The sequence below is a fragment of the Hydrogenophaga sp. GW823-FHT04C09 genome, from assembly GCF_058796355.1.
This window is the reverse complement of sequence record NZ_JBXAIO010000004.1, coordinates 263,139-284,027: the sequence shown is the minus strand read 5'-3', so window position 1 is coordinate 284,027 and position 20,889 is coordinate 263,139. Positions and strand designations below refer to the sequence as shown.

Annotated in this window: 18 protein-coding genes; 9 read left to right on the top strand and 9 right to left on the bottom strand. The window is 67.6% G+C overall.

What is annotated here, in order from left to right:
* Positions 1-51: 51 nt before the first annotated feature.
* From AC1Q9M_RS13620 to AC1Q9M_RS13595, 6 genes are all read right to left on the bottom strand, one after another.
* Complete coding sequence (locus AC1Q9M_RS13620; protein ID WP_382321673.1) at positions 52-1,011, bottom strand: MBL fold metallo-hydrolase; 960 nt, start codon at positions 1,009-1,011, stop codon at positions 52-54.
* Between the two features lie 439 nt (positions 1,012-1,450).
* Positions 1,451-2,359: an EamA family transporter gene (locus AC1Q9M_RS13615; RefSeq protein ID WP_492434272.1), complete on the bottom strand. Its 909-nt coding sequence runs from the start codon at positions 2,357-2,359 to the stop codon at positions 1,451-1,453.
* On the bottom strand, positions 2,356-3,366 hold the full coding sequence (locus AC1Q9M_RS13610; RefSeq protein ID WP_492434270.1) for an SDR family oxidoreductase: 1,011 nt from the start codon (positions 3,364-3,366) through the stop codon (positions 2,356-2,358). Before AC1Q9M_RS13610 ends, AC1Q9M_RS13615 begins: the two co-directional genes overlap by 4 nt.
* Positions 3,363-4,289: a bile acid:sodium symporter family protein gene (locus AC1Q9M_RS13605; RefSeq protein WP_382321679.1), complete on the bottom strand. Its 927-nt coding sequence runs from the start codon at positions 4,287-4,289 to the stop codon at positions 3,363-3,365. Before AC1Q9M_RS13605 ends, AC1Q9M_RS13610 begins: the two co-directional genes overlap by 4 nt.
* A 42-nt stretch (positions 4,290-4,331) precedes the next feature.
* Positions 4,332-5,645 (bottom strand): flavin-containing monooxygenase, encoded by a 1,314-nt coding sequence (locus tag AC1Q9M_RS13600; protein WP_492434268.1) that lies wholly within the window; start codon positions 5,643-5,645, stop codon positions 4,332-4,334.
* Entirely contained in the window at positions 5,642-6,457 is an 816-nt protein-coding gene (locus AC1Q9M_RS13595) for an SDR family oxidoreductase (protein ID WP_444687315.1), read from the bottom strand. The genes AC1Q9M_RS13600 and AC1Q9M_RS13595 overlap by 4 nt, the downstream gene beginning before the upstream one ends.
* Before the next feature lie 91 nt (positions 6,458-6,548).
* Between AC1Q9M_RS13595 and AC1Q9M_RS13590 the strand changes: the two genes are divergently transcribed.
* Positions 6,549-7,310 carry an IclR family transcriptional regulator gene (locus AC1Q9M_RS13590; RefSeq protein ID WP_382321681.1) on the top strand — a complete coding sequence of 254 codons (762 nt, stop codon included), beginning with the start codon at positions 6,549-6,551 and terminating at the stop codon, positions 7,308-7,310.
* Positions 7,311-7,314: 4 nt separating this feature from the next.
* Here AC1Q9M_RS13590 and AC1Q9M_RS13585 read toward each other — a convergent pair whose 3' ends face one another.
* Complete coding sequence (locus tag AC1Q9M_RS13585) at positions 7,315-7,941, bottom strand: pyridoxamine 5'-phosphate oxidase family protein (RefSeq protein ID WP_492434265.1); 627 nt, start codon at positions 7,939-7,941, stop codon at positions 7,315-7,317.
* A gap of 13 nt (positions 7,942-7,954) precedes the next feature.
* Positions 7,955-9,325, bottom strand: coding sequence for a signal recognition particle protein (gene ffh / locus AC1Q9M_RS13580; RefSeq protein WP_382321685.1), 1,371 nt, complete (start codon positions 9,323-9,325; stop codon positions 7,955-7,957).
* 166 nt (positions 9,326-9,491) lie between these two features.
* Between ffh and AC1Q9M_RS13575 the strand changes: the two genes are divergently transcribed.
* The 8 genes from AC1Q9M_RS13575 (at position 9,492) to AC1Q9M_RS13540 (ending at position 19,931) form a co-directional block, all read left to right on the top strand.
* Complete coding sequence (locus tag AC1Q9M_RS13575; RefSeq protein ID WP_382154659.1) at positions 9,492-10,292, top strand: cytochrome C assembly family protein; 801 nt, start codon at positions 9,492-9,494, stop codon at positions 10,290-10,292.
* Positions 10,293-10,302: 10 nt separating this feature from the next.
* Positions 10,303-10,551 (top strand): PP0621 family protein, encoded by a 249-nt coding sequence (locus AC1Q9M_RS13570; protein ID WP_382154656.1) that lies wholly within the window; start codon positions 10,303-10,305, stop codon positions 10,549-10,551.
* 24 nt (positions 10,552-10,575) lie between these two features.
* Positions 10,576-12,378 (top strand): sensor histidine kinase, encoded by a 1,803-nt coding sequence (locus AC1Q9M_RS13565; protein ID WP_444687317.1) that lies wholly within the window; start codon positions 10,576-10,578, stop codon positions 12,376-12,378.
* 11 nt (positions 12,379-12,389) lie between these two features.
* Positions 12,390-13,898 (top strand): sigma-54-dependent transcriptional regulator, encoded by a 1,509-nt coding sequence (locus AC1Q9M_RS13560; RefSeq protein WP_492434262.1) that lies wholly within the window; start codon positions 12,390-12,392, stop codon positions 13,896-13,898.
* Complete coding sequence (gene ampD / locus AC1Q9M_RS13555; protein ID WP_492434260.1) at positions 13,876-14,502, top strand: 1,6-anhydro-N-acetylmuramyl-L-alanine amidase AmpD; 627 nt, start codon at positions 13,876-13,878, stop codon at positions 14,500-14,502. Before AC1Q9M_RS13560 ends, ampD begins: the two co-directional genes overlap by 23 nt.
* Positions 14,503-14,950: 448 nt before the next feature.
* Positions 14,951-17,872 (top strand): ribonucleoside-diphosphate reductase subunit alpha, encoded by a 2,922-nt coding sequence (locus AC1Q9M_RS13550; RefSeq protein ID WP_444687320.1) that lies wholly within the window; start codon positions 14,951-14,953, stop codon positions 17,870-17,872.
* A gap of 141 nt (positions 17,873-18,013) precedes the next feature.
* Complete coding sequence (locus tag AC1Q9M_RS13545; RefSeq protein ID WP_291119333.1) at positions 18,014-19,195, top strand: ribonucleotide-diphosphate reductase subunit beta; 1,182 nt, start codon at positions 18,014-18,016, stop codon at positions 19,193-19,195.
* Between the two features lie 226 nt (positions 19,196-19,421).
* Positions 19,422-19,931 carry a histone H1-like DNA-binding protein gene (locus AC1Q9M_RS13540; protein ID WP_382163865.1) on the top strand — a complete coding sequence of 170 codons (510 nt, stop codon included), beginning with the start codon at positions 19,422-19,424 and terminating at the stop codon, positions 19,929-19,931.
* Between the two features lie 70 nt (positions 19,932-20,001).
* Here AC1Q9M_RS13540 and AC1Q9M_RS13535 read toward each other — a convergent pair whose 3' ends face one another.
* Positions 20,002-20,886, bottom strand: coding sequence for a carbohydrate kinase family protein (locus tag AC1Q9M_RS13535; RefSeq protein WP_382154641.1), 885 nt, complete (start codon positions 20,884-20,886; stop codon positions 20,002-20,004).
* Positions 20,887-20,889: the final 3 nt, after the last annotated feature.

Here is a 20,889-nt window from a genome sequence, read left to right as displayed (position 1 = left end):
CCGGCTCCCCCGTTTCCGTCCAACGCGCCGCTCTTGCGGCGCGTTGTCGTTTCAGCGCACGACGCTGTAGTTCGCCGGTACGAAGCGGTAGCCCTTGCCCTCGCGGCGCAGGTGGCCGATACCGGGGAACGAGAGGTGGGAAGCCGCGACCCAGTAGCCGTTCTTCGCGGCGTCCGCGTAGGCCTTCTGGCGCTGCGCGGCGGCGGCCTTGCTGTCGGTGTCGAATGCGATGGTGACAGCGGGGTTGGCGAACTGCACTGCGGCGACGTGCATCAGGTCGCCCCACAGCACCAGCTTCTGGCCCTTGCTTTCCACCAGGTAGGTGCTGTGGCCCGGTGTGTGGCCGCGCGAGGCCTGGGCCTTGATGCCGGGCACGAGTTCGGTGTTGCCGTTGAAGGGTTTGAACTTGCCGGCGCTGATGTAGGGGTTGAGCGCAGCCATGGCGCCCTGGAAGAAGCCTTTGGCGTCGGCCGGTGCTTTTTCCATCTGGGCCTGGCTGAGCCAGAAGTCGGCATCGTGCTGGTCGGCGTGCACGGTGGCGTTGGGGAAGGCACGCTGGTCGCCGGCCAGGAGGCCGCCGACGTGGTCGGGGTGCATGTGGGTGACGATGACCGCATCCACCTGGTCGGGCTGGTAGCCGGCGGCCTTGAGGTTGCCGAGCAGTTTGCCGAGGGTGGGGCCGAAGAGGCCGGCGGCGCCGGTGTCCACCAGCACGAGTTGGTTGCCGGTGTTGATGAGGTAGGCGTTGACGGAGGTTTCGACCGGGGCCTTGAGGAAGGACTGGTTGAGCGCGGTCGTGACCTTGCCCGGCTGGGTGTTGGTGAGCAGCTTGTCGACCGGCAGGTCCACCGTGCCGTCGGACAGCGCGGTGATCTCGAAGTCGCCCAACATCATGCGGTAGTAACCCGGCGCCGAGGTCTTGACCATGGGCGCTCCGGCTTGGGCCGTTGCCGCCCCCAGAGCCAGGGCGATGGCGAGGGAGGTTTTCTGCAGCCAGCGATGGGTGTTCATGGGGTTTTGCTCCACTTGGGTTGACGGGGTTTGTGAGGATACGGCTTACTTCATTCCAACGGGTGGGCAGGGTCGGGTGGTCCGGTCATGCGGGCGCCGGCCGCTCGCGGGCGACTGCCCGGGTCCGCCTTCACCCCTTCGTCAACGCCGCTTGAGCACGCCCACTTTTGTGGCAACCGCGAATGGGGCCGGCGCCCGCATGCCCAAACCACCCGCCCCCAAAGAGATGCTGGCGCACCACGCTTGGCGTGCCTACGTTGTTTCGCAGGACGGTGGCGATGCCCGAATGCGCAGGCCCCCATTCGCGGTTGCCACAGAAGGTGCGCACCAGCAACGCTGTTGATGAAGGGGTGCATGCGAACCAGTGCAGCCGCCCGCGAGCAGGGCCGGAGCAGTCGGGCATCGCCACCGGCCTGACGCGAGGCAGACGCCAGAAACCTCAAGAAGAGCGACGAGAAACCAACCAGCCCCCGAGCTGATTCACCACCAGCCCCATCAACACCGCCCCCGTCCCCAGCCACTGCTGAAACAAGGGAAGTTCGCCAAAGAAAACCCAGGCCGCCGAAAGCCCCACCACCGGCACCAGCAAAGAAAACGGCGTCACCCGCCCAGCCGGATGGCGCTGGAGCAACTGCGTCCACAGCGTGTAGGCCAACAAGGTCGCCAGCCACGCCAGAAACAACACCGCCAACACCGCCGACAGACTCAAGCCCGCCACCTGCGCCCACACCAACGAAGGCCCATCCATCCACAGCGCCAACGCCATGAACGGAACAATCGGAACAACGCTGCTCCACACAATGAACGGAAACGGCTCGTAATCCGCCACCCGACTCGCCAACCGCGCCACCAGATTCGACACCGCCCACATGAACGCCGCCGACAAGGTCAGCACAAAGCCCGCCAGCGTCATCTGCCCCGGCCCCTCCCCGTGCGCCGTCGCGATCAGCACCAGCCCACCCAAGGCCACCAGCAAACCCAGCCCCTGCGACCAGCGCGCCCGCTCACCCAGCACCGGCACCGCCAGCAACAACGTGAAAAACGCCTGCGTCTGCATCACCACCGACGCCATGCCCGCCGTCATCCCCATCTGCAGCCCCAGGAACAGAAAACCGAACTGCCCCAGACCCTGCGCCAGGCCATACGCCACCACATAGCGCCACGGCAGCTTCGGAAACTTCACGAACAGCAGGAACGGCAAGGCCGCCGCCGCAAACCGCAAGGCGCCCAGCAACATCGGGCCGATGCCCTGCAGGCCGATCTTCATCACCACGAAGTTCAAACCCCAGATCACCACCACCGCGAGCGCGCGCAGCAGATCGCCGCGCGAAAGAGGCACAGGGTTCACGCCATCACTTTCACCGGTCGCCCCTGCGCAGCGCGCGCGGCCACAAAAGCATCGAACGCCTGCGCGCTGGTCTTGCGCGGCGTGTAACCAAAACGCTGCTTCAGCGCGGTGTTGAGCAACACCGGCCGGTAGCGCAGGAAATCGAGCTGCTCCGGGCCGTAGCGGCTCACGCCCAGCGAGCTGCCCACGCGCAGCAGCGTGCGCAACAGGCCCGCCGGCAGCACGCGCGGTTTCTTGCCCAGGCGCGCGGCGATCTCGCGGATGGTCAGCGCGCCGTCACCGGCCACGTTGTAGCAGCCGGGCACGGCCTCGCCACTCAGCGCGTGCACGATCGCACCGGTCACGTCCTCGTCCCAGACGAACACGAAGGGGCTGTCGCTGCCGGCGATCGCGATCAGGCGCGGTTTCTCGAACAAGGCCGTGATCTGGTTGTCCACCCGCTCGCCCAGGATGGTGCCGATGCGCAGCACGGTCTGGCGCAACGCCGGGTGGCCCGCGCGCGTTTCGGCGAGCATCTCTTCCACCAGGCGCTTGTGGTGCGCGTACGCGAACACCTCGTTGCCGCGCAACGCGTGGTCTTCGGTCAGCCAGGCCGGGTTGTCCGCGTGGTAACCATAGGCCGCGCCGCTGGACGAGACCACGAGGTGGGCCACGCCGTGGGCGAGGCAGGCCTGGATCACGTTGCGCGTGCCGCCCACGTCGACCGAATGTTCGAAGGCCCGGCTCGACCCCTTGCCCGGCGTGACGATGGAGGCCAGGTGCACCACGGTGTCGATGCCGTGCGCCTCCACCGTGGCGGCCAGGGCGCGGTCGCGCACGTCTTCCACCACGTAGGCCACGCGCGGTGAACGCCGCGCGACGGGCACCTCGCGCACGTCCACCGCCACCAGGTGTTCGATGTGAGGCTCGCGCGCCAAGGCGTCGATCAGCCCGCGCCCGAGGAAACCGTCGGCGCCCGTGACCAGCACGCGCCGGGCGGCCGGCGCCTTGTCCATGGCCGCGCTCATGGCTTTTCGATCCCCGGCACGCCGCCCTGCAGCGGTCTGCGCGCCCACCAGCCCGCCAGGATCAGGCCGGCGATGATGTCCCAGAAGCCCCAGACGCCGGCCACCACGGCCATGCCGCCCAGGCCACCGAAGAAGCTGAAGATGATGACCAGGCCCAGGCCCGCGTTGCGGATGCCGACCTCGATCGACACCGCGCGGCGGTCGTAGTCGGGCAGGCCGGCGGCGCGCGCGATGGCGTAGCCGGTGCCGAAGGCCAGCGCGTCGTGGATCACCACGGCCAGCAGCACCAGGCCCACGTAGTCGAGGAAGTAGCGCCAGTTGCCCGCGATGGCGCCGACGATGAAGGCGATGAGCGCGAGAAAACTGAGGATGCGCACCGGCTTCTTGAAGCGCGCGGTCCAGTTCGGAAAGCGGTGCGCGCACCAGATGCCCAGCACGAAGGGCACGCCGATGATCAGCAGGATGTGGCCGAACATCTCCAGCGGGTCCAGCGCGATGGTCTTGAGCAGGGGCGCGGCGGTGGGGTGGATGCCGCCCCAGAAAGCGAAGTTCAGCGGCATGGCCACGATGGCGATGGCGTTGGACACCGCCGTCATCGAGACGCTGAGCGCGACGTTGCCGTTGGCGCGGTGCGTGAGGATGTTGCTCACGTTGCCCGGCGGGCAGCAGGCCACCAGGATCATGCCCAGCGCGATGCTGGGGCCTGGCTGCAGCAGCAGCGTGAGCGCATAGGTGATGGCCGGCAGCGCGATGAACTGCGCCACGATGCCCACCGTGAACGCCAGCGGCATGCGCATGACACGGCGGAAATCCTCCAGGCGCGTGTCCAGCGCGATGCCGTACATCAGGAAGGCCAGCACCGCGTTGAGCACGGCCAGCGAAGCCGGGTTGAAGTTGAGGCGGATTTCGTCCACGGGCAGCATGCGGGTCTCCTGTGTTTGTTGTCTTTGTCGTCGGGCGGGATGTCAGGCCAGGGCCTCGGCCGCCTGGCGCACGGTGTCGCGGTAGACGTTCTTGTTCACGTAGTAGGCCATGCGCTCGAGCTGCAGGTACTTGTAGCCGCCGGAGAGGTCGGGCGGCGGCCCCGCCTTGGCGATCCGGAACGCGCTGGCGCTGGCCTTGCCTTCGTCCAGCCCCTTGAAATAGCGCGCCACCAGCTCGGCCTGTTCATAGCGGCCCTGCCAGCCCAGGCCGCTGGCCTCGACCATGCCGAGCACGGCGAGGCGGTCGAAGCGCGGCGCGAAGATGTTGAGGTAGAGCCGGGGCGCCATGCCCTGCCAGTTGAGCAGCGCGGGGTCGAGGAAGGGGTAGTGCAGCCTGTAGCCGGTGGCCGCGAGCACCAGGTCGTACTCGCCTTGGCGCCCGTCCTTGAAGTGCACGGTGTGGCCGTCAAAACGCGCGATGTCGGCGCGCACGCCCACGTCGCCATGGCCGATGTGGTACAGGATGAGCGAGTTCACCACCGGGTGCGACTCGTACATCTTGTAGGTCGGCTTGGGAAAACCGAAGCGCACCGGGTCGCCGGTGAACCACTTCAGGATGGTGCTGTCGATCTTCTGCTTGAGCCAGGGCGGCAGCCGGATCTTGCCGCCGAGGGTGTCGGCGGGTTGGCCGAACACGTACTTGGGCACGAAGTAATAACCGCGCCGCACCGAGATGTCCACGCTGCGCGCCTGGTGCACGGCGTCGACGGCGATGTCGCAACCCGAGTTGCCCGCGCCCACGATGAGCACGCGCTTGTAGCGGAATTGGTCGGCGCTCTTGTAGGCCGAGGTGTGCAGCAGCTCCCCGGAGAAGTGGCCTTCGAAGCGCGGCATGTTGGGCTCGGCCAGGGTGCCGTTGGCCACCACCACGCCCTTGTAGTCGGCGGTGGTCTGAAGGCCGTCCGCGTCTTCGGTGGTGACGCGCCACAGCGTGCCGGGCGCATCACTCACCGGCACCACGCTCAGCACGCGCACACCGAAGCGGTAGTGCTCGCGCAACCGGAAGTGGTCGGCGAAGGCGCTGAAGTAGTCCAGCAGCTCGCGGTGGCTCGGGTAGTCGGCCACGCGCTCGGGCATGGGGAACTCGCTGAACTCCGTCATGCGCTTGCTGGAGATCAGGTGCGCCGACTGGTACACCGTGGAGCGCGGGTTGTGGATGTTCCACAGACCGCCGACGTCGGTGTGGGCCTCGAAGCCCTGGAAGGGGATGCCGTGTTTCTGCAGGCAGCGCGCGCCGGCCAGGCCCGAGGGGCCGGCACCGATGAGCGCGATCTGTTGTTCGGTGGGTGTCGTCATTTTTTCAGGCCTGGAATGTCGGTCGCGCCGGGTTCGCCCGCGCGCGGCTTGCGCGGCTGGCCGAGCAGGATGCGGTCGTGCAGGCGCGCGGGCAGCAGGCCCAGCGCGTGCGAAAGCCAACCGATGCGCCGGGGCAGCACGATGTGTTCGGTGCCGGCGGCCACGCCCGCGAGCAGGCGCCGCGCGGCCTCGTCGGCTTCGAGCAGGCCGGGCATGGCGAAGCGGTTGCCGGCCGTGAGCGGTGTGCGCAGGTAGCCCGGGCTGATGGTGTGCACGCGCAGCGCCGTGGGGCGCAGCTCGGCGCGCAGGCTTTGCAGGTAGGCGATCAGGCCGGCCTTGCTCGCGCAGTACGCACCGTTGCCTGGCATGCCGCGCCAGCCCGCGAGGCTGGCCACGCCCACCAGCGCGCCGCGCCGGCCGCTCTCGCGCATGGGCGCCAGAAAGGGCTGGAAGGTGGTGGCCACGCCGAGCAGGTTGATCTCGAGCATGCGGCGCATCACGGCGAGGTCGCCGGCCTGAGCGGTGTCGAAGCCGCCGGCCACGCCCGCGTTGGCGATCACCAGGTCGGGCGCGCCGAAACGGCCCATCCAGTCGGCGGCCATGGCCTGCATCGCGGCCGCGTCCGACACGTCGGGCTGGTAGATCGCGCAACGCTCCGGCTCGAGCGCGGCCAGCGCCTGCAGCGCGGGACGCTGCAGGCCGACCAGGGCCACGCGCGCGCCACCGGCGATGAGCTCACGCGCCAGCGCCTGGCCCAGGCCACCGCAGGCGCCGGTCACCACGGCGTTGTGAAAGCTCGGCGTCGTCGTCAAACCACCCATCTCCTCGAAGTTGTGCCCGCAATGTAGGGGTCTCTAGAATTCGTCTCGGAATAATTTATGGATTCGTCTCATTTTTCGAGATATGAACACAGAAACCGACAACAGCCCGGGCCTGCGGCTGATGGAGCTGCTGGACCTGCTCACGCGCCACGCCCAACCGATGGCCCTGCCCGAGGTGGTCGCATTGACCGGCTGGCCCAAGCCCACCGTGCACCGCATGCTCGCACAATTGGAGCAAGGCGGTTGGCTGGTGCGCGAGCCCGACGGCCGGCGCTACGCGATGGCCACGCGCCTGCTGCGCATGGCCGAGGCCGCCTTGAGCAACAGCACGCAGCAGGGCGTGCGCCACGCGGTGCTGCGCCAGCTGGTGGCCGAGGTGGGCGAGAGCTGCAACCTCACCGCCCTGTCGGGCGCGGAGGTGGTCTACCTCGACCGCGTGGAGTCGGCATTTCCGTTGCGGCTGGAGCTGCGCCCGGGCACGCGCGTGCCGGCGCATTGTTCGGCCAGCGGCAAGCTGTTCCTGGCCTGGATGGGCGCGCGCCAGCGCCGCACCGTGCTCGACGGGCTGGTGCTCACGCGCTACACCGCCAACACGCTGACGCTGCGCGAGGCCCTCGAAGCGGAGCTGGAGGCGATCCGGCGCGACGGCCACGCGGTGGACGCCGAGGAGTTCGTCGAAGGCCTGGTGTGCGTGGCGGTGCCGGTGTTCGCGCCCGGCCAGCGCACGGTGCGCTGCGCGCTCGCCCTGCAGGCACCGGCCGCGCGCATGGCGCTGGCACAGGCCCGGTTGCAGCTGCCGCGCCTGGAGGCGGCGGCGCAGGCGCTGGCCCGCACCCTGGGCTGACGCCTCAGTACAGCGTGTCGCGCTGGCGCGCGGGCAAGGCGCGGTCGTAGGCAACGCCGTCGATGGCGTTGTGCGTCAGGGCCGCGAGCATCTCGCCGGCCGTGGGCACCGCCGCCGCGGCTTCGCGCGCGTCCCACAGGCTGGCGCGCTTCATGGCGCGGGCGCACTGGAAGAACACCGTGTCCACCGTGATGACCAGCACGCACCGTGGCGGCTTGCCGTCCATGGCCAGGCGCTGCATCAGGTCCGGCGCCACCGAGATGCGCGCGCGACCGTTCACGCGCAGCGTCTCGCCCACGCCGGGCACCAGGAACAGCAGGGCCACGCGCGGGTCGGCCAGGATGTTCTTGAGGCTGTCGATGCGGTTGTTGCCGGCGCGCTCGGGCAGCAGCAGCGTGTGTTCGTCCTGAATGCTCACGAGCCCGGGCGGATCGCCGCGCGGCGAGGCGTCCAGCCCGTCGGGGCCGACGGTGGCGAGCACCGCGAACGGCGAGGCCTCGATCCAGCGCTGGTAGACCGGGTGCAGGCGCGAGACCTCCTTGCGCACCGACGCGTCGCCCACCGGGCCGAACAGCGCCTGCAGCGAAGCGAGATCCTGAATGGTGTGGAGGTCGTCGGTGGGCGCGGTCATGGCGGTGGCTCCCTCAACCCATGCCGGGCAGCTTGGGCATGCCCTTCATGCCACCCATGCGTTTCATCATCTTCATCATGCCGCCGCCCTTCATCTTCTTCATCATGTCCTGCATCTGCTCGAACTCCTTGAGCAGGCGGTTGACTTCCTGCACCTGCACGCCCGCGCCGGCGGCGATGCGGCGCTTGCGCGTGGCCTTGATGATCTCGGGCTTGCGGCGCTCCTTGAGCGTCATGCTGCAGATGATGCCTTCCTTGCGCTTGATGTCCTTCTCGGCGCGGCCCATGTCGACCTCGCTGGCCTTGGCGGCCATCGCGGCGGGCAGCTTGTCCATCAGGCTGGAGAGGCCGCCCATCTGCTTCATCTGGCGCAACTGGTCGAGGAAGTCGTTGAGGTCGAAGCCCTCGCCGCTCTTGACCTTGGCCGCGAGCTTCTGCGCCGCCGCCATGTCCACGCCGGCCGTGACCTGCTCGACCAGCGCCAGGATGTCGCCCATGCCGAGCACACGCTGCGCGTGGCGGTCGGCGTCGAACACCTCCAGACCGTCGATCTTCTCGGACACGCCGGCGAATTTGATCGGCGCGCCGGTGATGGCGCGCACCGAAAGCGCCGCGCCGCCGCGCGAATCGCCGTCGAGTTTGGTGAGCACGATGCCGGTGAGCGGCAGCGCGTCCTTGAACGCCTTGGCGGTGTTGATCGCGTCCTGGCCCTGCATCGCGTCCACCACGAACAGCGTCTCCACCGGCTTGAGCACGGCGTGCAGTTCCTGGATTTCGCGCATCAGCGCCTCGTCGATCGCCAGGCGGCCGGCGGTGTCGACCAGCAGCACGTCGAAGAAATGCCGGCGCGCGTAATCGATCGCGGCGCGCGCGATGTCCACCGGTTTCTGGTCGGGCGTGCTGGGGAACCATTCGGCGCCGGCCTGCGCGGTCACGGTCTTGAGCTGCTCGATGGCGGCCGGGCGGTAGACGTCGCCCGAGACCGTGAGCACCTTCTTCTTGCGCTTCTCGATCAGGTGCTTGGCCAGCTTGGCGGTGGTGGTGGTCTTGCCGGCGCCCTGCAGACCGGCCATGAGGATCACCGCCGGCGGCTGCGCCGCGAGGTTGATGTCGGCCACGCCGTCGCCCATGGTCGCGGCGAGCTCGCGGTTGACGATGCCCACCAGCGCCTGCCCGGGCGTGAGCGAGCCCACCACCTCCTGGCCCAGCGCCTTCTCCTTCACCCGCGCGATGAAGTCGCGCACCACCGGCAGGGCGACGTCGGCCTCCAGCAGGGCCATGCGCACCTCGCGCAGCATGTCGGTGACATTGCCCTCGGTGATGCGGGCCTGCCCGCGCATTTCCTTGACGATGCGTGAAAGTCGGTCTGAAAGGGCTGAAGCCATGCTGCCTCGGGTAGAAGGGGAAAAGGGCGGAAACCCGCGTCGGGCGGGCGGTCAGGCGGGCGCCTGGGTCGGCGGACCGGCGCGTCCAGGAGGGACAAGGCCGTTAAACTGTGAGGATGATTTTAGCTGCGCCCTTCCTTTTCACGCTTGGCGCGCTGCCCCGGTGATGAGCCTGCTGCCCGCACTCGCGTCCAACCTGCCCGCTGCCGTGTTCTCCGGCGGCGCGGCGCTGGCCTACGCGATGCTCGCCATCGCCCACCCGCGCATGTCGGCGCCGCAAAGCCGCGGCCTGCTCGGCCTGGCCTGGCTGCTGCACCTGGTCGTGCTGGTGCTCGGCCTGTTCGAACAACCCGCGCGCTTCGGGTTCGCGCCCGCCCTCTCCGTCACCGGCTGGCTGGTGCTCACCGTCTACCTGATCGAAAGCCGGCTCTATCCGCAGATGCGCGCGCGCTGGACGCTGGCCATCCTGGGCATGGTGGTCGTGCTGCTCGCGCTGGTGTTCCCGGGCACGCGCTACCCGGCCCTGCATTCCGCGCTGCTGCCGCTGCACTGGGCCTTGGGCATCGCGTCCTATGGCCTGATCGCCGCGGCGGTGGTGCATGCCTGGCTGATGCAGCGCGCCGAAAAGGCCATGCGGCTGGGCAATGCCAGCGAGGCGTCCATGCCGCTGCTCACGCTGGAGCGCCTCACCTTCCGCTTCGTCGCCGCCGGCTTTGCCTTGCTGAGCGCCACGCTGCTGGCCGGCTGGTATTTTTCCGAGACCCTGAACCACCGCTGGATCTGGGACCACAAGACCACCTTCTCGCTGCTGTCCTGGATCACCATGGGGGTGCTGCTCTGGGGCCGCTGGCGCCTGGGCTGGCGCGGCCGTGTCGCCGTGCGCACGCTTTACGTCGCCGCCGGTTTCCTGCTGCTGGGCTACGCGGGCTCGCGCTTCGTGCTCGAAGTGATGCTGCACCGCGGCTGAGGCATTGACCATGAAATACCTGCTCGTCCTGGCCGTGGTGATGGTGGCGTTCTACATCTGGCGCAACAACCGCCTGAGCGACCGCGCCGAGGCTGCCCGCCAGGCGCCCCCGCCCAAGCCGCGCGCCAACGTCCCCACCATCATGGTGGCCTGCCTGCAATGCGGCACGCACCTGCCCGAGACCGAGGCGGTGCGGGGCCAGCAGGGCGCGTACTGCAGCACCGAGCACCGCCGGCTGCGCGAAGGCGGTTCGGCATGACCTCCCTCCGGATGGACGCCTGACATGGCCCGGGACGTCAGCTCACAGTTCGCCCCGTCCTGGTACTCCGCTTTCGAGGGCAGCCATGTGCAGAGCCGCGAACAGCGCATGCGTGCCTTCGTCCGGCTGTGGCGCGCCTTCATGCGGGCCCGGGTGTTCATCGCCACCGTGCTGCTCGCCCTGCAGGTGTTCATGCTGGTCTCTCAGACCGGCGGCCCCAACTGGCTGGTGGTGGTGTGTTCGGCCCACCTCTGCGCCGCGCTGGTCACGCTCTACCTGTGGCGCCCGGCGGAGCAGGCCGCCCCGATGCACGTCCAATGGCTGCTGACCATCGGCGTGGATGTGCTGGTGTTCGCGCTGCTGCAGTCGTTCCAGGTCGGCAGCATCAACTACACGGCGCTGTTCGCCCTGCCGGTGCTGCTGGCCTCCATCCTGGGCTCGCTCACGCTGGCCCTGGCCACCGCCGCCAGCGTCACGCTCTACCTGCTGGGCGAAGCGGCGCTGCATGCGCCCTTGTTCAGCGAACTGTCCACCGCCCGCTTCTTGCAGGCGGCGCTCACCGGCACCGGCTTTTTCCTGGTGGGCGTGCTGGCCAACCAGCTGGCGATCCGGCTGGCCCGCGAAGAGGCCCTGACCGCCAGCAGCCAGGCCGCCGCGCGCGCGCAGGCCCAGGTGAACGAACTGGTGATCGAAAGCCTGACGGTGGGCGTGCTGGTGGTGGACCCGCACGGCGTGGTGCGCAGCGCCAACCCGGCGGCCCAGGCCATGCTGCTCGGCCAGGTCTCGCCCCAGGCGGCCAAGCTCCTGCTGTCCGCCCGCTCCAGCTGGCAGCACCTGGCCCATCTGGTCAACGAAACCTTTGCGCGCGGTGAGGCCCTGGAAACCGAAACCACCATCGACAACGAGGACCGGCCGAGCCAGCGCCTGCATGCGCGCACCCGCCTGACCGCGCAGAGCGGGCGCAGCGCGGGCCTGTGCGTGCTGTTCCTCGAAGACCTGCGCGAGGTCGAGGCGCGCGTGCGCACCGAGAAACTGGCTTCGATGGGCCGCATGTCCGCCGCGGTGGCGCACGAGATCCGCAACCCGCTCTCGGCCATCACGCAGGCCAATGCGCTGCTCGATGAAGAGGTGCAGGCACCGGCCCAGAAGCGGCTGACCCGCATGATCGAGCAGAACGCCCAGCGGCTCTCGCGCATCGTCGACGACATCCTCAACGTGGCGCGCGCGCAGCCCAGTCAGGACACGACCTCGGCCCCCTCCCTGCCACTGGACCAGACCGTGCGGCAGATCGCGCACGAGTGGGTGCGCCAGAGCAAGGCCGAGCGCATCCTGGGCGTGCATGCCCACGCGCCTGCGGCCCATGTGGGCTTCGACCCGGAGCACCTGCGCCGCCTGCTCATCAACCTGCTGGACAACGCCCTGCGCCACGCCAGCGGCAAACCCTCCTCGATCCGCCTGATCACCCAGCCCAGTGGCAGCGAGCATGTTCGCCTCTCGGTGTGGAGCGACGGCCAGGCACTCGAAGCCAGCGTGATGCGCCACCTGTTCGAGCCCTTCTTCTCCTCCGAGAGCCGCTCCAGCGGCCTGGGCCTGTACATCTGCCGCGAACTCTGCGAGCGCTACGGCGCCCAGATCGCCTACCGCCGCACACGCCTGGACCAGCGCGAGGGCAACGAGTTCTATGCGCTGATCCCCGCCGCCAGCCCGGCGCCCACCCGCGAGCCGACACAGCAAAGCCTGTCGTACCCGATGGGCGATTCGGTGGCCACGCGCGCCGAGCACCAAGGCCACCCGCTCTCGGGTGACGCCCCCCTGGCGACCCGCTGAACACGACGCCAATGGCCACCGCCCCCTCCTCCGCCTCCGTGCTGGTCGTCGACGACGAACCCGATCTGCGCACGCTGTACGAGCTCACCCTGCTGCGCGAAGGCCACGCGGTGGTGGCCGCGCCGGACATCACCCAGGCGCGCGAATGGCTCGCCCAGCAGCGCTTCGACGTGCTGATCTCCGACATGCGCCTGCCCGACGGCCTGGGCCTGGACCTGCTGCGCGAACTCGCGGACGCCCAGCGGCCTGAAAAATGCATCGTCATCACCGCGTACGGATCGGCAGAAAACGCGGTGGAGTCGCTCAAGGCCGGCGCCTTCGACTACCTCACCAAACCGGTGGACCTCAAGCAGCTGCGCAGCGCGGTGACGGCGGCACTGCAAAGCCAGCGCGGGTCCCCGGCCGCCATGGCCAACGGCGCGACGGCGCCCGCGCCCAACGCCAGCGGTGCGGGCGACGCCCCCAGAAAACCAGCCGCCACCTCCAGCGGCGCGCAATCGCTGCGCCGCATCGTGGGCGCCTCGCCCAGCATCGCGCAGATCAAGTCGCGCATCGAGAAGGTGGCCTCCAGCATGGCACCGGTGCTCATCCTGGGCGAGTCCGGCACGGGCAAGGAACTGGTGGCGCGCGCGGTGCACGACTGCAGCCACCGCAGCGGCGGGCCGTTCGTGGCGGTCAACTGCGGCGCGATCCCGGAAAACCTGATCGAGGCCGAATTCTTCGGCGCGCGCAAGGGCGCCTACACCGGCGCCACCACCGACCGCGAAGGCTACTTCCAGGCGGCGCGGGGCGGCACCTTGTTCCTCGATGAAATCGGCGACCTGCCCCTGGCCATGCAGGCCAAGCTGCTGCGCGTGATCCAGGAGCGCTGCGTGCGCGCGCTTGGCGGCGTACAGGAAGAGGCCGTCGACGTGCGGCTGGTGAGCGCCACCCACCGCGACCTCAACGCGCTCGTGCAGTCGGGCCAGTTCCGCCAGGACCTGTTCTACCGCCTCAACGTCATCGGCCTGCGCTCGCCCGCCCTGCGGGAGCGGCGCGAAGACCTGCCTCTGCTGGTGGAGGCTCTGCTGGCGCGGCTGTGCGCCGAATCCGGGCAAAACGTGCCCAGGGTGTCGGCCCGCGCCCTGGCCTGGCTGCAGTCGCGCGAACTGCCGGGCAATGTGCGCGAGCTCGAGAACCTGTTGCAGCGCGCCCTGGCCCTGAGCAGCGGCGAGGTGCTCGAACCGGACGACTTCGGCGAGGCCGACGAGACCGAAGTGCCCACCCAGCCCGACCAGCTCGCGCCCGCCGATGGCCTCGGCGCACCCATGACCCGCCCGCCCGAAGAGATTCCCGCCGACCTGCAGACCTACCTGGACGAACAGGAGCGCCAGGTGCTGCTCAAGGCGCTGCGCGAATGCGACTTCAACCGCACCGCGGCCGCGGCCCGCCTGGGCCTGAACCTGCGCCAGATGCGCTACCGCATCCAGCGGCTGGGCATCGCCATGCCGTCGGACGATGACGACACCACCACGACCTGATTCCGCCGAGCGCGATGATCCCTGGCAGGGCGGCTGGCTGCGCACGGCGCGCCACAACCCTTCGCCCAACTTCGGCCCGCGTCCCGACGGTGCACAGATCGACCTGATCGTCATCCACTCCATCAGCCTGCCCCCGGGCGTGTACGGCGGCCCGGAGGTGGAACAGCTCTTCACCAACCAGCTGGACTGGAGCGCCCACCCCTACTTCGAGCAGATCCGGGGCATGGAGGTGTCGTCGCATTTCTTCGTGCGCCGCGACGGCGAAGTGGTGCAGTTTGTCGATGCCGATGCGCGCGCATGGCACGCGGGCGCATCGTGCTGGCGCGGGCGCGACAACTGCAACGACGATTCCATCGGCATCGAACTCGAGGGGCTGGAGGGCGAACGTTTCGAGGCCGCGCAGTACACCGCCCTGGCGCGGCTGTGCACCCGACTGGTGCAACGTTATCCGGTGCGCCATGTGGCGGGCCATGAGCACATCGCGCCGGGACGCAAGCAGGACCCCGGACCGGGTTTCGACTGGTCGCGCCTGCGCGCCGACCTTCACTGGCCCGAAGCGTGTTTCCCACAAGACACACTCGGTCACAGCGTCGCTGGCGACTGAGCCAGGACCACGCCAAAAACGCCCCGTTCTCACCGGCCGTGCAACGGCGCGGCCAGCCAAGACAAATCGCGCCAAAGCCCCCGCCGGCATTGGTGTTGCCCACCGGGATTCAAGCAAACCGCCCAATCGCCAGCGATCATTCGCACAGGGCGCGAGGATGTGAACCAGCATTTTTTGTCTGACGAAAAATGCGCCGCGTCTAACGACCGCTTTTTCTCGTAAACACTACCCGTAGTGGCTTGAACGGGACATGCACACCAGATATAGTGTTGCCTTGTGAGTCCCGAACCCTACCCCGCCCAGTATGGCCGTCGCCTGAACAATGCCCTTCAGACGACCGCGTCCACCCCCTGCGGCCTGCGTTGATACCGGCACCCAAGCCACCAACCTGCCATCGGACACCGCGCCCCCGATGCAGTTCACCCAACAACAAATGAAAGAGGAACCCATGCTGACCGCTTCTCCCATCACCACCCCGTCCCCCGCCTCGCTGAAGCCCACCGCCGGTACCCCGGCCGCGGCTTCGCTGGCCGCGAGCAGCTCGGTTTTCGCCAACTACCAGATCATCCGCCGCAACGGCGCCGTCGTGCCGTTCGAGCCCAGCAAGATCGCCGTCGCCATGATGAAGGCCTTCCTGGCGGTGCACGGCACCCAGGGCGCCGCATCGGCCAGTGTGCGCGAGACGGTGGACGAGCTGACGCAGAACGTGGCCCGCGCCCTGATGCGCTCGCGCCCGGGTGGCGGCACCTTCCACATTGAAGACGTGCAGGACCAGGTCGAACTCGGCCTGATGCGCAGTGGCCACCACGAAGTCGCCCGCGCCTACGTGCTCTACCGCGAACGCCGCACGCAGGAGCGCGCGCACCTGGCCGAAGTGGCGCACCCGGCCGAGCCCGTGCTGCACGTGCTCGACGGCGGCGAGCGCGTGCCGCTGGACCTGCAGCGCCTGCAAGGCCTGATCGCCGCCGCCTGCAGCGGCCTGGGCAAGGACGTCAAGGCCGACCCCATCGTCGCCGAGACCAAGCGCAACCTGTACGACGGCGTGCCCATGGAAGAGGTCTACAAGGCCTCCATCCTGGCCGCGCGCACGCTGATCGAAAAAGATCCCGACTACACCTACGCCACTGCCCGCCTGCTGCTGCACACCATCGTCAAGGAAGTGATGGGCGAGGAAGTGCCCGCCGCCGAAATGGGTGCGCGCTACGCCGAGAACTTCCCGCTCTTCATCAAGAAGGGCGTGGACAACGACCTGCTCGACGAAAAACTGCTGCAGTTCGACCTGGCCCGCCTGGGCGCCGCGCTCAAGCCCGAGCGCGACCTGCAGTTCGACTACCTCGGCCTGCAGACGCTGTACGACCGCTACTTCCTGCACGTGCGCAAGACGCGCATCGAGCTGCCACAGTCCTTCTTCATGCGCGTGGCCATGGGCCTGTCGCTCAACGAGATCGACCGCGAAGCCCGCGCCATCGAGTTCTACGAGGTGCTGTCCTCGTTCGACTTCATGTCGTCCACGCCCACGCTGTTCAACAGCGGCACGCTGCGCTCGCAGCTCTCCAGCTGCTACCTGACCACCGTGCCCGACGACCTCGACGGCATCTACGAGTCGATCAAGGAAAACGCGCTGCTCTCCAAATTCGCCGGCGGCCTGGGCAACGACTGGACGCGCGTGCGCGCCCTGGGCTCCCACATCAAGGGCACCAACGGCGAATCGCAAGGCGTCGTGCCCTTCCTCAAGGTGGTGAACGACACCGCCGTGGCCGTCAACCAGGGCGGCAAGCGCAAGGGCGCGGTCTGCACCTACCTGGAAACCTGGCACCTGGACATCGAGGAATTCCTGGAGCTGCGCAAGAACACCGGTGACGACCGCCGCCGCACGCACGACATGAACACGGCGAACTGGATTCCCGACCTGTTCATGAAGCGCGTGATGGAAAAGGGCGAATGGAGCCTGTTCTCGCCCAACAGCGTGCCCGACCTGCACGACCTGTTCGGCGCCGACTTCGAAAAAGCCTACCTGGCCTATGAAGAGAAGGCCGCGCGCGGCGAAATCAAGCCGTACCGCAAAGTGCCCGCCAGCGACCTGTGGCGCAAGATGCTCTCGATGCTGTTCGAGACCGGCCACCCCTGGATCACCTTCAAGGACGCCTGCAACGTGCGCAGCCCGCAGCAGCACGCCGGCGTGGTCCACAGCTCCAACCTGTGCACCGAGATCACGCTCAACACCAGCGACACCGAAACCGCCGTGTGCAACCTCGGTTCGGTCAACCTGCTCAACCACGTCAAGCGCGGTGACGACGGCGCCAAGGTGCTGGACCACGCCAAGCTGCAGGCGACCATCAAGACCGCCATGCGCATGCTCGACAACGTGATCGACATCAACTACTACGCGGTGAAGAAGGCGCGCGACTCCAACATGCGCCACCGCCCGGTGGGCCTGGGCGTCATGGGCTTCCAGGATGCGCTGTACGAACTGCGCATTCCCTACGCCTCCAACGAAGCGGTGGACTTCGCCGACCGCTCGATGGAAGCCGTCTGCTACTACGCCTACTGGGCCTCGACCGAACTCGCCCGCGAGCGCGGCCGCTACGCCAGCTACCGCGGTTCGCTGTGGGACAAGGGCATCCTGCCGCCCGACACCCTGGACCTGCTGGCGCGCGAGCGCGGCGGCTACGTGGACGTGGACCGCTCCAGCAGCCTGGACTGGGACGCCCTGCGCCAGAAGATCGCGGCCGACGGCATGCGCAACTCCAACTGCGTGGCCATCGCGCCGACCGCGACCATCTCCAACATCATCGGCGTGGATGCCTCCATCGAGCCTTGCTTCGGCAACCTCTCGGTCAAGTCCAACCTGTCCGGCGAGTTCACCGTCATCAACAGCTACCTAGTGAAAGACCTCAAGCGCCTGGGCCTGTGGGACGACGTGATGGTCATGGACCTCAAGCACTTCGATGGCTCGCTGCGCCCGATCGACCGCGTGCCGCAGGACGTGAAGGCGCTGTATGCCACCGCCTTCGAAGTCGAACCGCTGTGGCTGGTGGAAGCCGCCGCCCGCCGCCAGAAGTGGATCGACCAGGCGCAGAGCCTGAACATCTACATGGCCGGCGCCTCGGGCAAGAAGCTCGACGACACCTACAAGCTCGCCTGGCTGCGCGGTCTCAAGACCACCTACTACCTGCGCACGACCTCGGCCACGCAGATCGAAAAATCCACCGGCCGCACCGGTCAGCTCAACGCCGTTTCCGTCGGCAACACCAGCGCCGCCGCGGCCTCCGCTCCGGCTGCGGCACCCGCGGATATCACCGACGTGGAGTCCGCCACCGACATCAAGTTCTGCGCCATCGACGACCCGGGTTGCGAAGCGTGCCAGTGATTTCGGCCGTCATGCGTGCACGTGTTGCGGTGTCCCTCGAATGCAATTCGATGCAACACCGCAACACAAAATGTGCGCATCTCGCCTGATCACTTTGCATTTCATGCACACACTTTCATAATCCGAACATTGGAAACCTCTATGTTGACCTGGGACGATCACACCACGCCCTCTTCGAAGCCAGCGAACAGCCCACTGCCCACCGGCACGTCGGGTCTGCAAGCCTCACTGTCCTCACCGTCCGGTGAGCGCGCGCCTCTCCCCTCCGCTTCGATCAACACCGCCGCCGCGCCGGCCGCTCCTGCGCGCCGCGTCAACGCGGCCGACAAGCGCATCATCAACGGCCAGACCGACGTCAACCAGCTGGTGCCGTTCAAATACAAATGGGCCTGGGAAAAGTACCTCGCCACCTGCGCCAACCACTGGATGCCGCAGGAAGTGAACATGAGCCGCGACATCGCGCTCTGGAAAGACCCCAACGGCCTGACCGAAGACGAGCGCCGCATCGTCAAGCGCAACCTCGGCTTCTTCGTCACCGCCGATTCGCTGGCCGCCAACAACATCGTGCTGGGCACCTACCGCCACATCACCGCGCCCGAGTGCCGCCAGTTCCTGCTGCGCCAGGCGTTCGAGGAAGCGATCCACACGCACGCCTACCAGTACATCGTGGAGTCGCTCGGCCTGGACGAGTCCGAGATCTTCAACGCCTACAACGAAGTCCAGTCGATCCGTGACAAGGACCAGTTCCTGATCCCCTTCATCGAGGCGATCATGGACCCGAACTTCCACACCGGCACGCCCGAGACCGACCAGCGCCTGCTCAAGAGCCTGATCGTGTTCGCCTGCCTGATGGAAGGCCTGTTCTTCTACGTCGGCTTCACCCAGATCCTGGCCCTGGGCCGCCAGAACAAGATGACCGGTGCCGCCGAGCAGTACCAGTACATCCTGCGCGACGAGTCCATGCACTGCAACTTCGGCATCGATCTGATCAACGCGATCAAGATGGAGAACCCGATGCTGTGGACCAGCGAGTTCAAGGAAGAGATCAAGGAGCTGTTCCTCAAGGCTGTCGAGCTCGAGTACCGCTACGCCGAGGACACCATGCCGCGCGGCGTGCTCGGCATGAACGCCTCGATGTTCAAGGGCTATCTACGCTACATTGCCAACCGCCGCGCCACGCAGATCGGCCTGGAGCCCCTGTTCCCGAACGAAGAGAACCCGTTCCCCTGGATGAGCGAGATGATCGACCTCAAGAAGGAACGCAATTTCTTCGAAACGCGCGTGATCGAATACCAAACCGGCGGGGCATTGTCCTGGGATTGATGCCCACGCAGCCGGAGCCGCATTGCCCATACCGACCAACAACATGATTTCCGCTCAATCAAAACCCTGTCACCGTCGCGCAGACGCCGGGCGCAGGGTTTTGTCACAGGATTCAAAACCTTGGGGCCAGCCGTGGATGCATCCACACGGCTCCAGGGCGTTGAATCACTTCACCGGCAACAAGGCTGGCTGAAGTGCTCTTTGCAACTTGATCAAGGAGAAAACAATGGCAACTGCAAAAAAAGCCCCGGCCAAGAAGGCCGCACCGGCTAAGAAGGCTCCGGCCAAGAAACCCGCTGCGAAGAAGGCAGCACCGGCGAAGAAGGCTCCGGCCAAGAAGGTCGCGGCCAAGAAGCCCGCCGTGAAGAAGGTTGCGGCCAAGAAGGCAGCACCGGCGAAGAAGGTTGCTGCGAAGAAGGCAGCACCGGCGAAGAAGGCCGCGGCCAAGAAGGTCGTCGCCAAGAAGGCTCCGGCGAAGAAAGCCGCTGCCAAGAAAGCGCCGGCGAAGAAGGTTGTCGCCAAGAAAGCTGCTCCCAAAAAGGTTGCAGCCAAAAAAGCGCCGGCCAAAAAAGCCGCTGTGAAAAAGGCCCCTGCAAAGAAGGCCCCTGCGAAGAAGGCAGCCCCAGCAAAAAAAGCTGAGCCGGCCAAGAAGCCGGCGGCCCCTGCTGCTCCTGCGGCGCAGACGAAGCTCAACCCTCAGGCTGCGTGGCCGTTCCCCACGTCCAGCAAGCCCTGAGATTCTCGTTGAGATGACCTGCAAGCCCGGCGCGAAAGCGCCGGGCTTTTTTCATGCCCGTTGCCCGTGCTCAGAGCGTGTAGTTCTGACCGCCCCGGCTGGCGATCTTCACCGCGCCCATGCGGTTGCCCAACTCGGCACAGCGCTGCAGCGGCCACCCCTGCTCCAGGCCATGCAGCAGGGCCGCGCGGAACGCATCGCCACACCCCGTGGGGTCCACCACCGTGGCCGCCGGGAGGCCCGCCACCCGCACCTTGGCCGCGCCACCATCCCAGACGTCACAACCTTCCGCGCCCAGCGTCACGATCAGACCGCGCACCTGCGCGGCGATGGCGTCGAGCGTGAGGCCGGTGCGGTCGCACAGCATCTGGGCTTCGTAGTCGTTGAGCGTGACCCAGCTGGCCAGCCCGATGAACTGCCGCAGCTCTTCGCCATTGAACATGGGCAGGCCCTGGCCGGGATCGAACACGAAGGGCACACCGGCCTCGTGCAGCTGGCGCGCGTGCGTGAGCATCGCATCGCGGCCATCGGGTGAAATGATGGCCACCTTGAGGTCGTCGCGCCGGGGCACCGGGTTGTCGTGCGCCGTCGACATCGCGCCGGGGTGGAAGGCTGTGATCTGGTTGTTGTCGCGGTCGGTCATGATCATGGCCTGCGCGGTGTAGCTCTCGGCGGAGGACGACACGTGGCGCGTGTCCACGCCCAGTTCGCGCAGGCGATCGAGGTACTCGCCGCCGTCGTTGCCGAGCATGGCCAGCGGCACCGCATCGGCACCGAGCTGGCGCAGGCCGTAGGCGATGTTGCCGGCACAGCCACCGTATTCCCGGCGCAGACCCGGCACCAGGAAGGACACATTGAGAATGTGCAGCTGGCTCGGAAGGATCTGCTCGGCGAAGCGGCCCTCGAAGGTCATGATGGTGTCGAAGGCGAGCGAGCCGCAAACCAGAATGGACATGAA

Coding starts and splice junctions, on each gene's coding strand:
- AC1Q9M_RS13620 (WP_382321673.1), bottom strand. CDS start 1,011: ATGAACACCCATCGCTGGCTGCAGAAAACCTCCCTCGCCATCGCCCTG.
- AC1Q9M_RS13610 (WP_492434270.1), bottom strand. CDS start 3,366: ATGAGCGCGGCCATGGACAAGGCGCCGGCCGCCCGGCGCGTGCTGGTC.
- AC1Q9M_RS13605 (WP_382321679.1), bottom strand. CDS start 4,289: ATGCTGCCCGTGGACGAAATCCGCCTCAACTTCAACCCGGCTTCGCTG.
- AC1Q9M_RS13600 (WP_492434268.1), bottom strand. CDS start 5,645: ATGACGACACCCACCGAACAACAGATCGCGCTCATCGGTGCCGGCCCC.
- AC1Q9M_RS13590 (WP_382321681.1), top strand. CDS start 6,549: ATGAACACAGAAACCGACAACAGCCCGGGCCTGCGGCTGATGGAGCTG.
- AC1Q9M_RS13585 (WP_492434265.1), bottom strand. CDS start 7,941: ATGACCGCGCCCACCGACGACCTCCACACCATTCAGGATCTCGCTTCG.
- ffh (WP_382321685.1), bottom strand. CDS start 9,325: ATGGCTTCAGCCCTTTCAGACCGACTTTCACGCATCGTCAAGGAAATG.
- AC1Q9M_RS13575 (WP_382154659.1), top strand. CDS start 9,492: ATGAGCCTGCTGCCCGCACTCGCGTCCAACCTGCCCGCTGCCGTGTTC.
- AC1Q9M_RS13570 (WP_382154656.1), top strand. CDS start 10,303: ATGAAATACCTGCTCGTCCTGGCCGTGGTGATGGTGGCGTTCTACATC.
- AC1Q9M_RS13565 (WP_444687317.1), top strand. CDS start 10,576: ATGGCCCGGGACGTCAGCTCACAGTTCGCCCCGTCCTGGTACTCCGCT.
- AC1Q9M_RS13560 (WP_492434262.1), top strand. CDS start 12,390: ATGGCCACCGCCCCCTCCTCCGCCTCCGTGCTGGTCGTCGACGACGAA.
- ampD (WP_492434260.1), top strand. CDS start 13,876: ATGACGACACCACCACGACCTGATTCCGCCGAGCGCGATGATCCCTGG.
- AC1Q9M_RS13550 (WP_444687320.1), top strand. CDS start 14,951: ATGCTGACCGCTTCTCCCATCACCACCCCGTCCCCCGCCTCGCTGAAG.
- AC1Q9M_RS13545 (WP_291119333.1), top strand. CDS start 18,014: ATGTTGACCTGGGACGATCACACCACGCCCTCTTCGAAGCCAGCGAAC.
- AC1Q9M_RS13540 (WP_382163865.1), top strand. CDS start 19,422: ATGGCAACTGCAAAAAAAGCCCCGGCCAAGAAGGCCGCACCGGCTAAG.
- AC1Q9M_RS13535 (WP_382154641.1), bottom strand. CDS start 20,886: ATGTCCATTCTGGTTTGCGGCTCGCTCGCCTTCGACACCATCATGACC.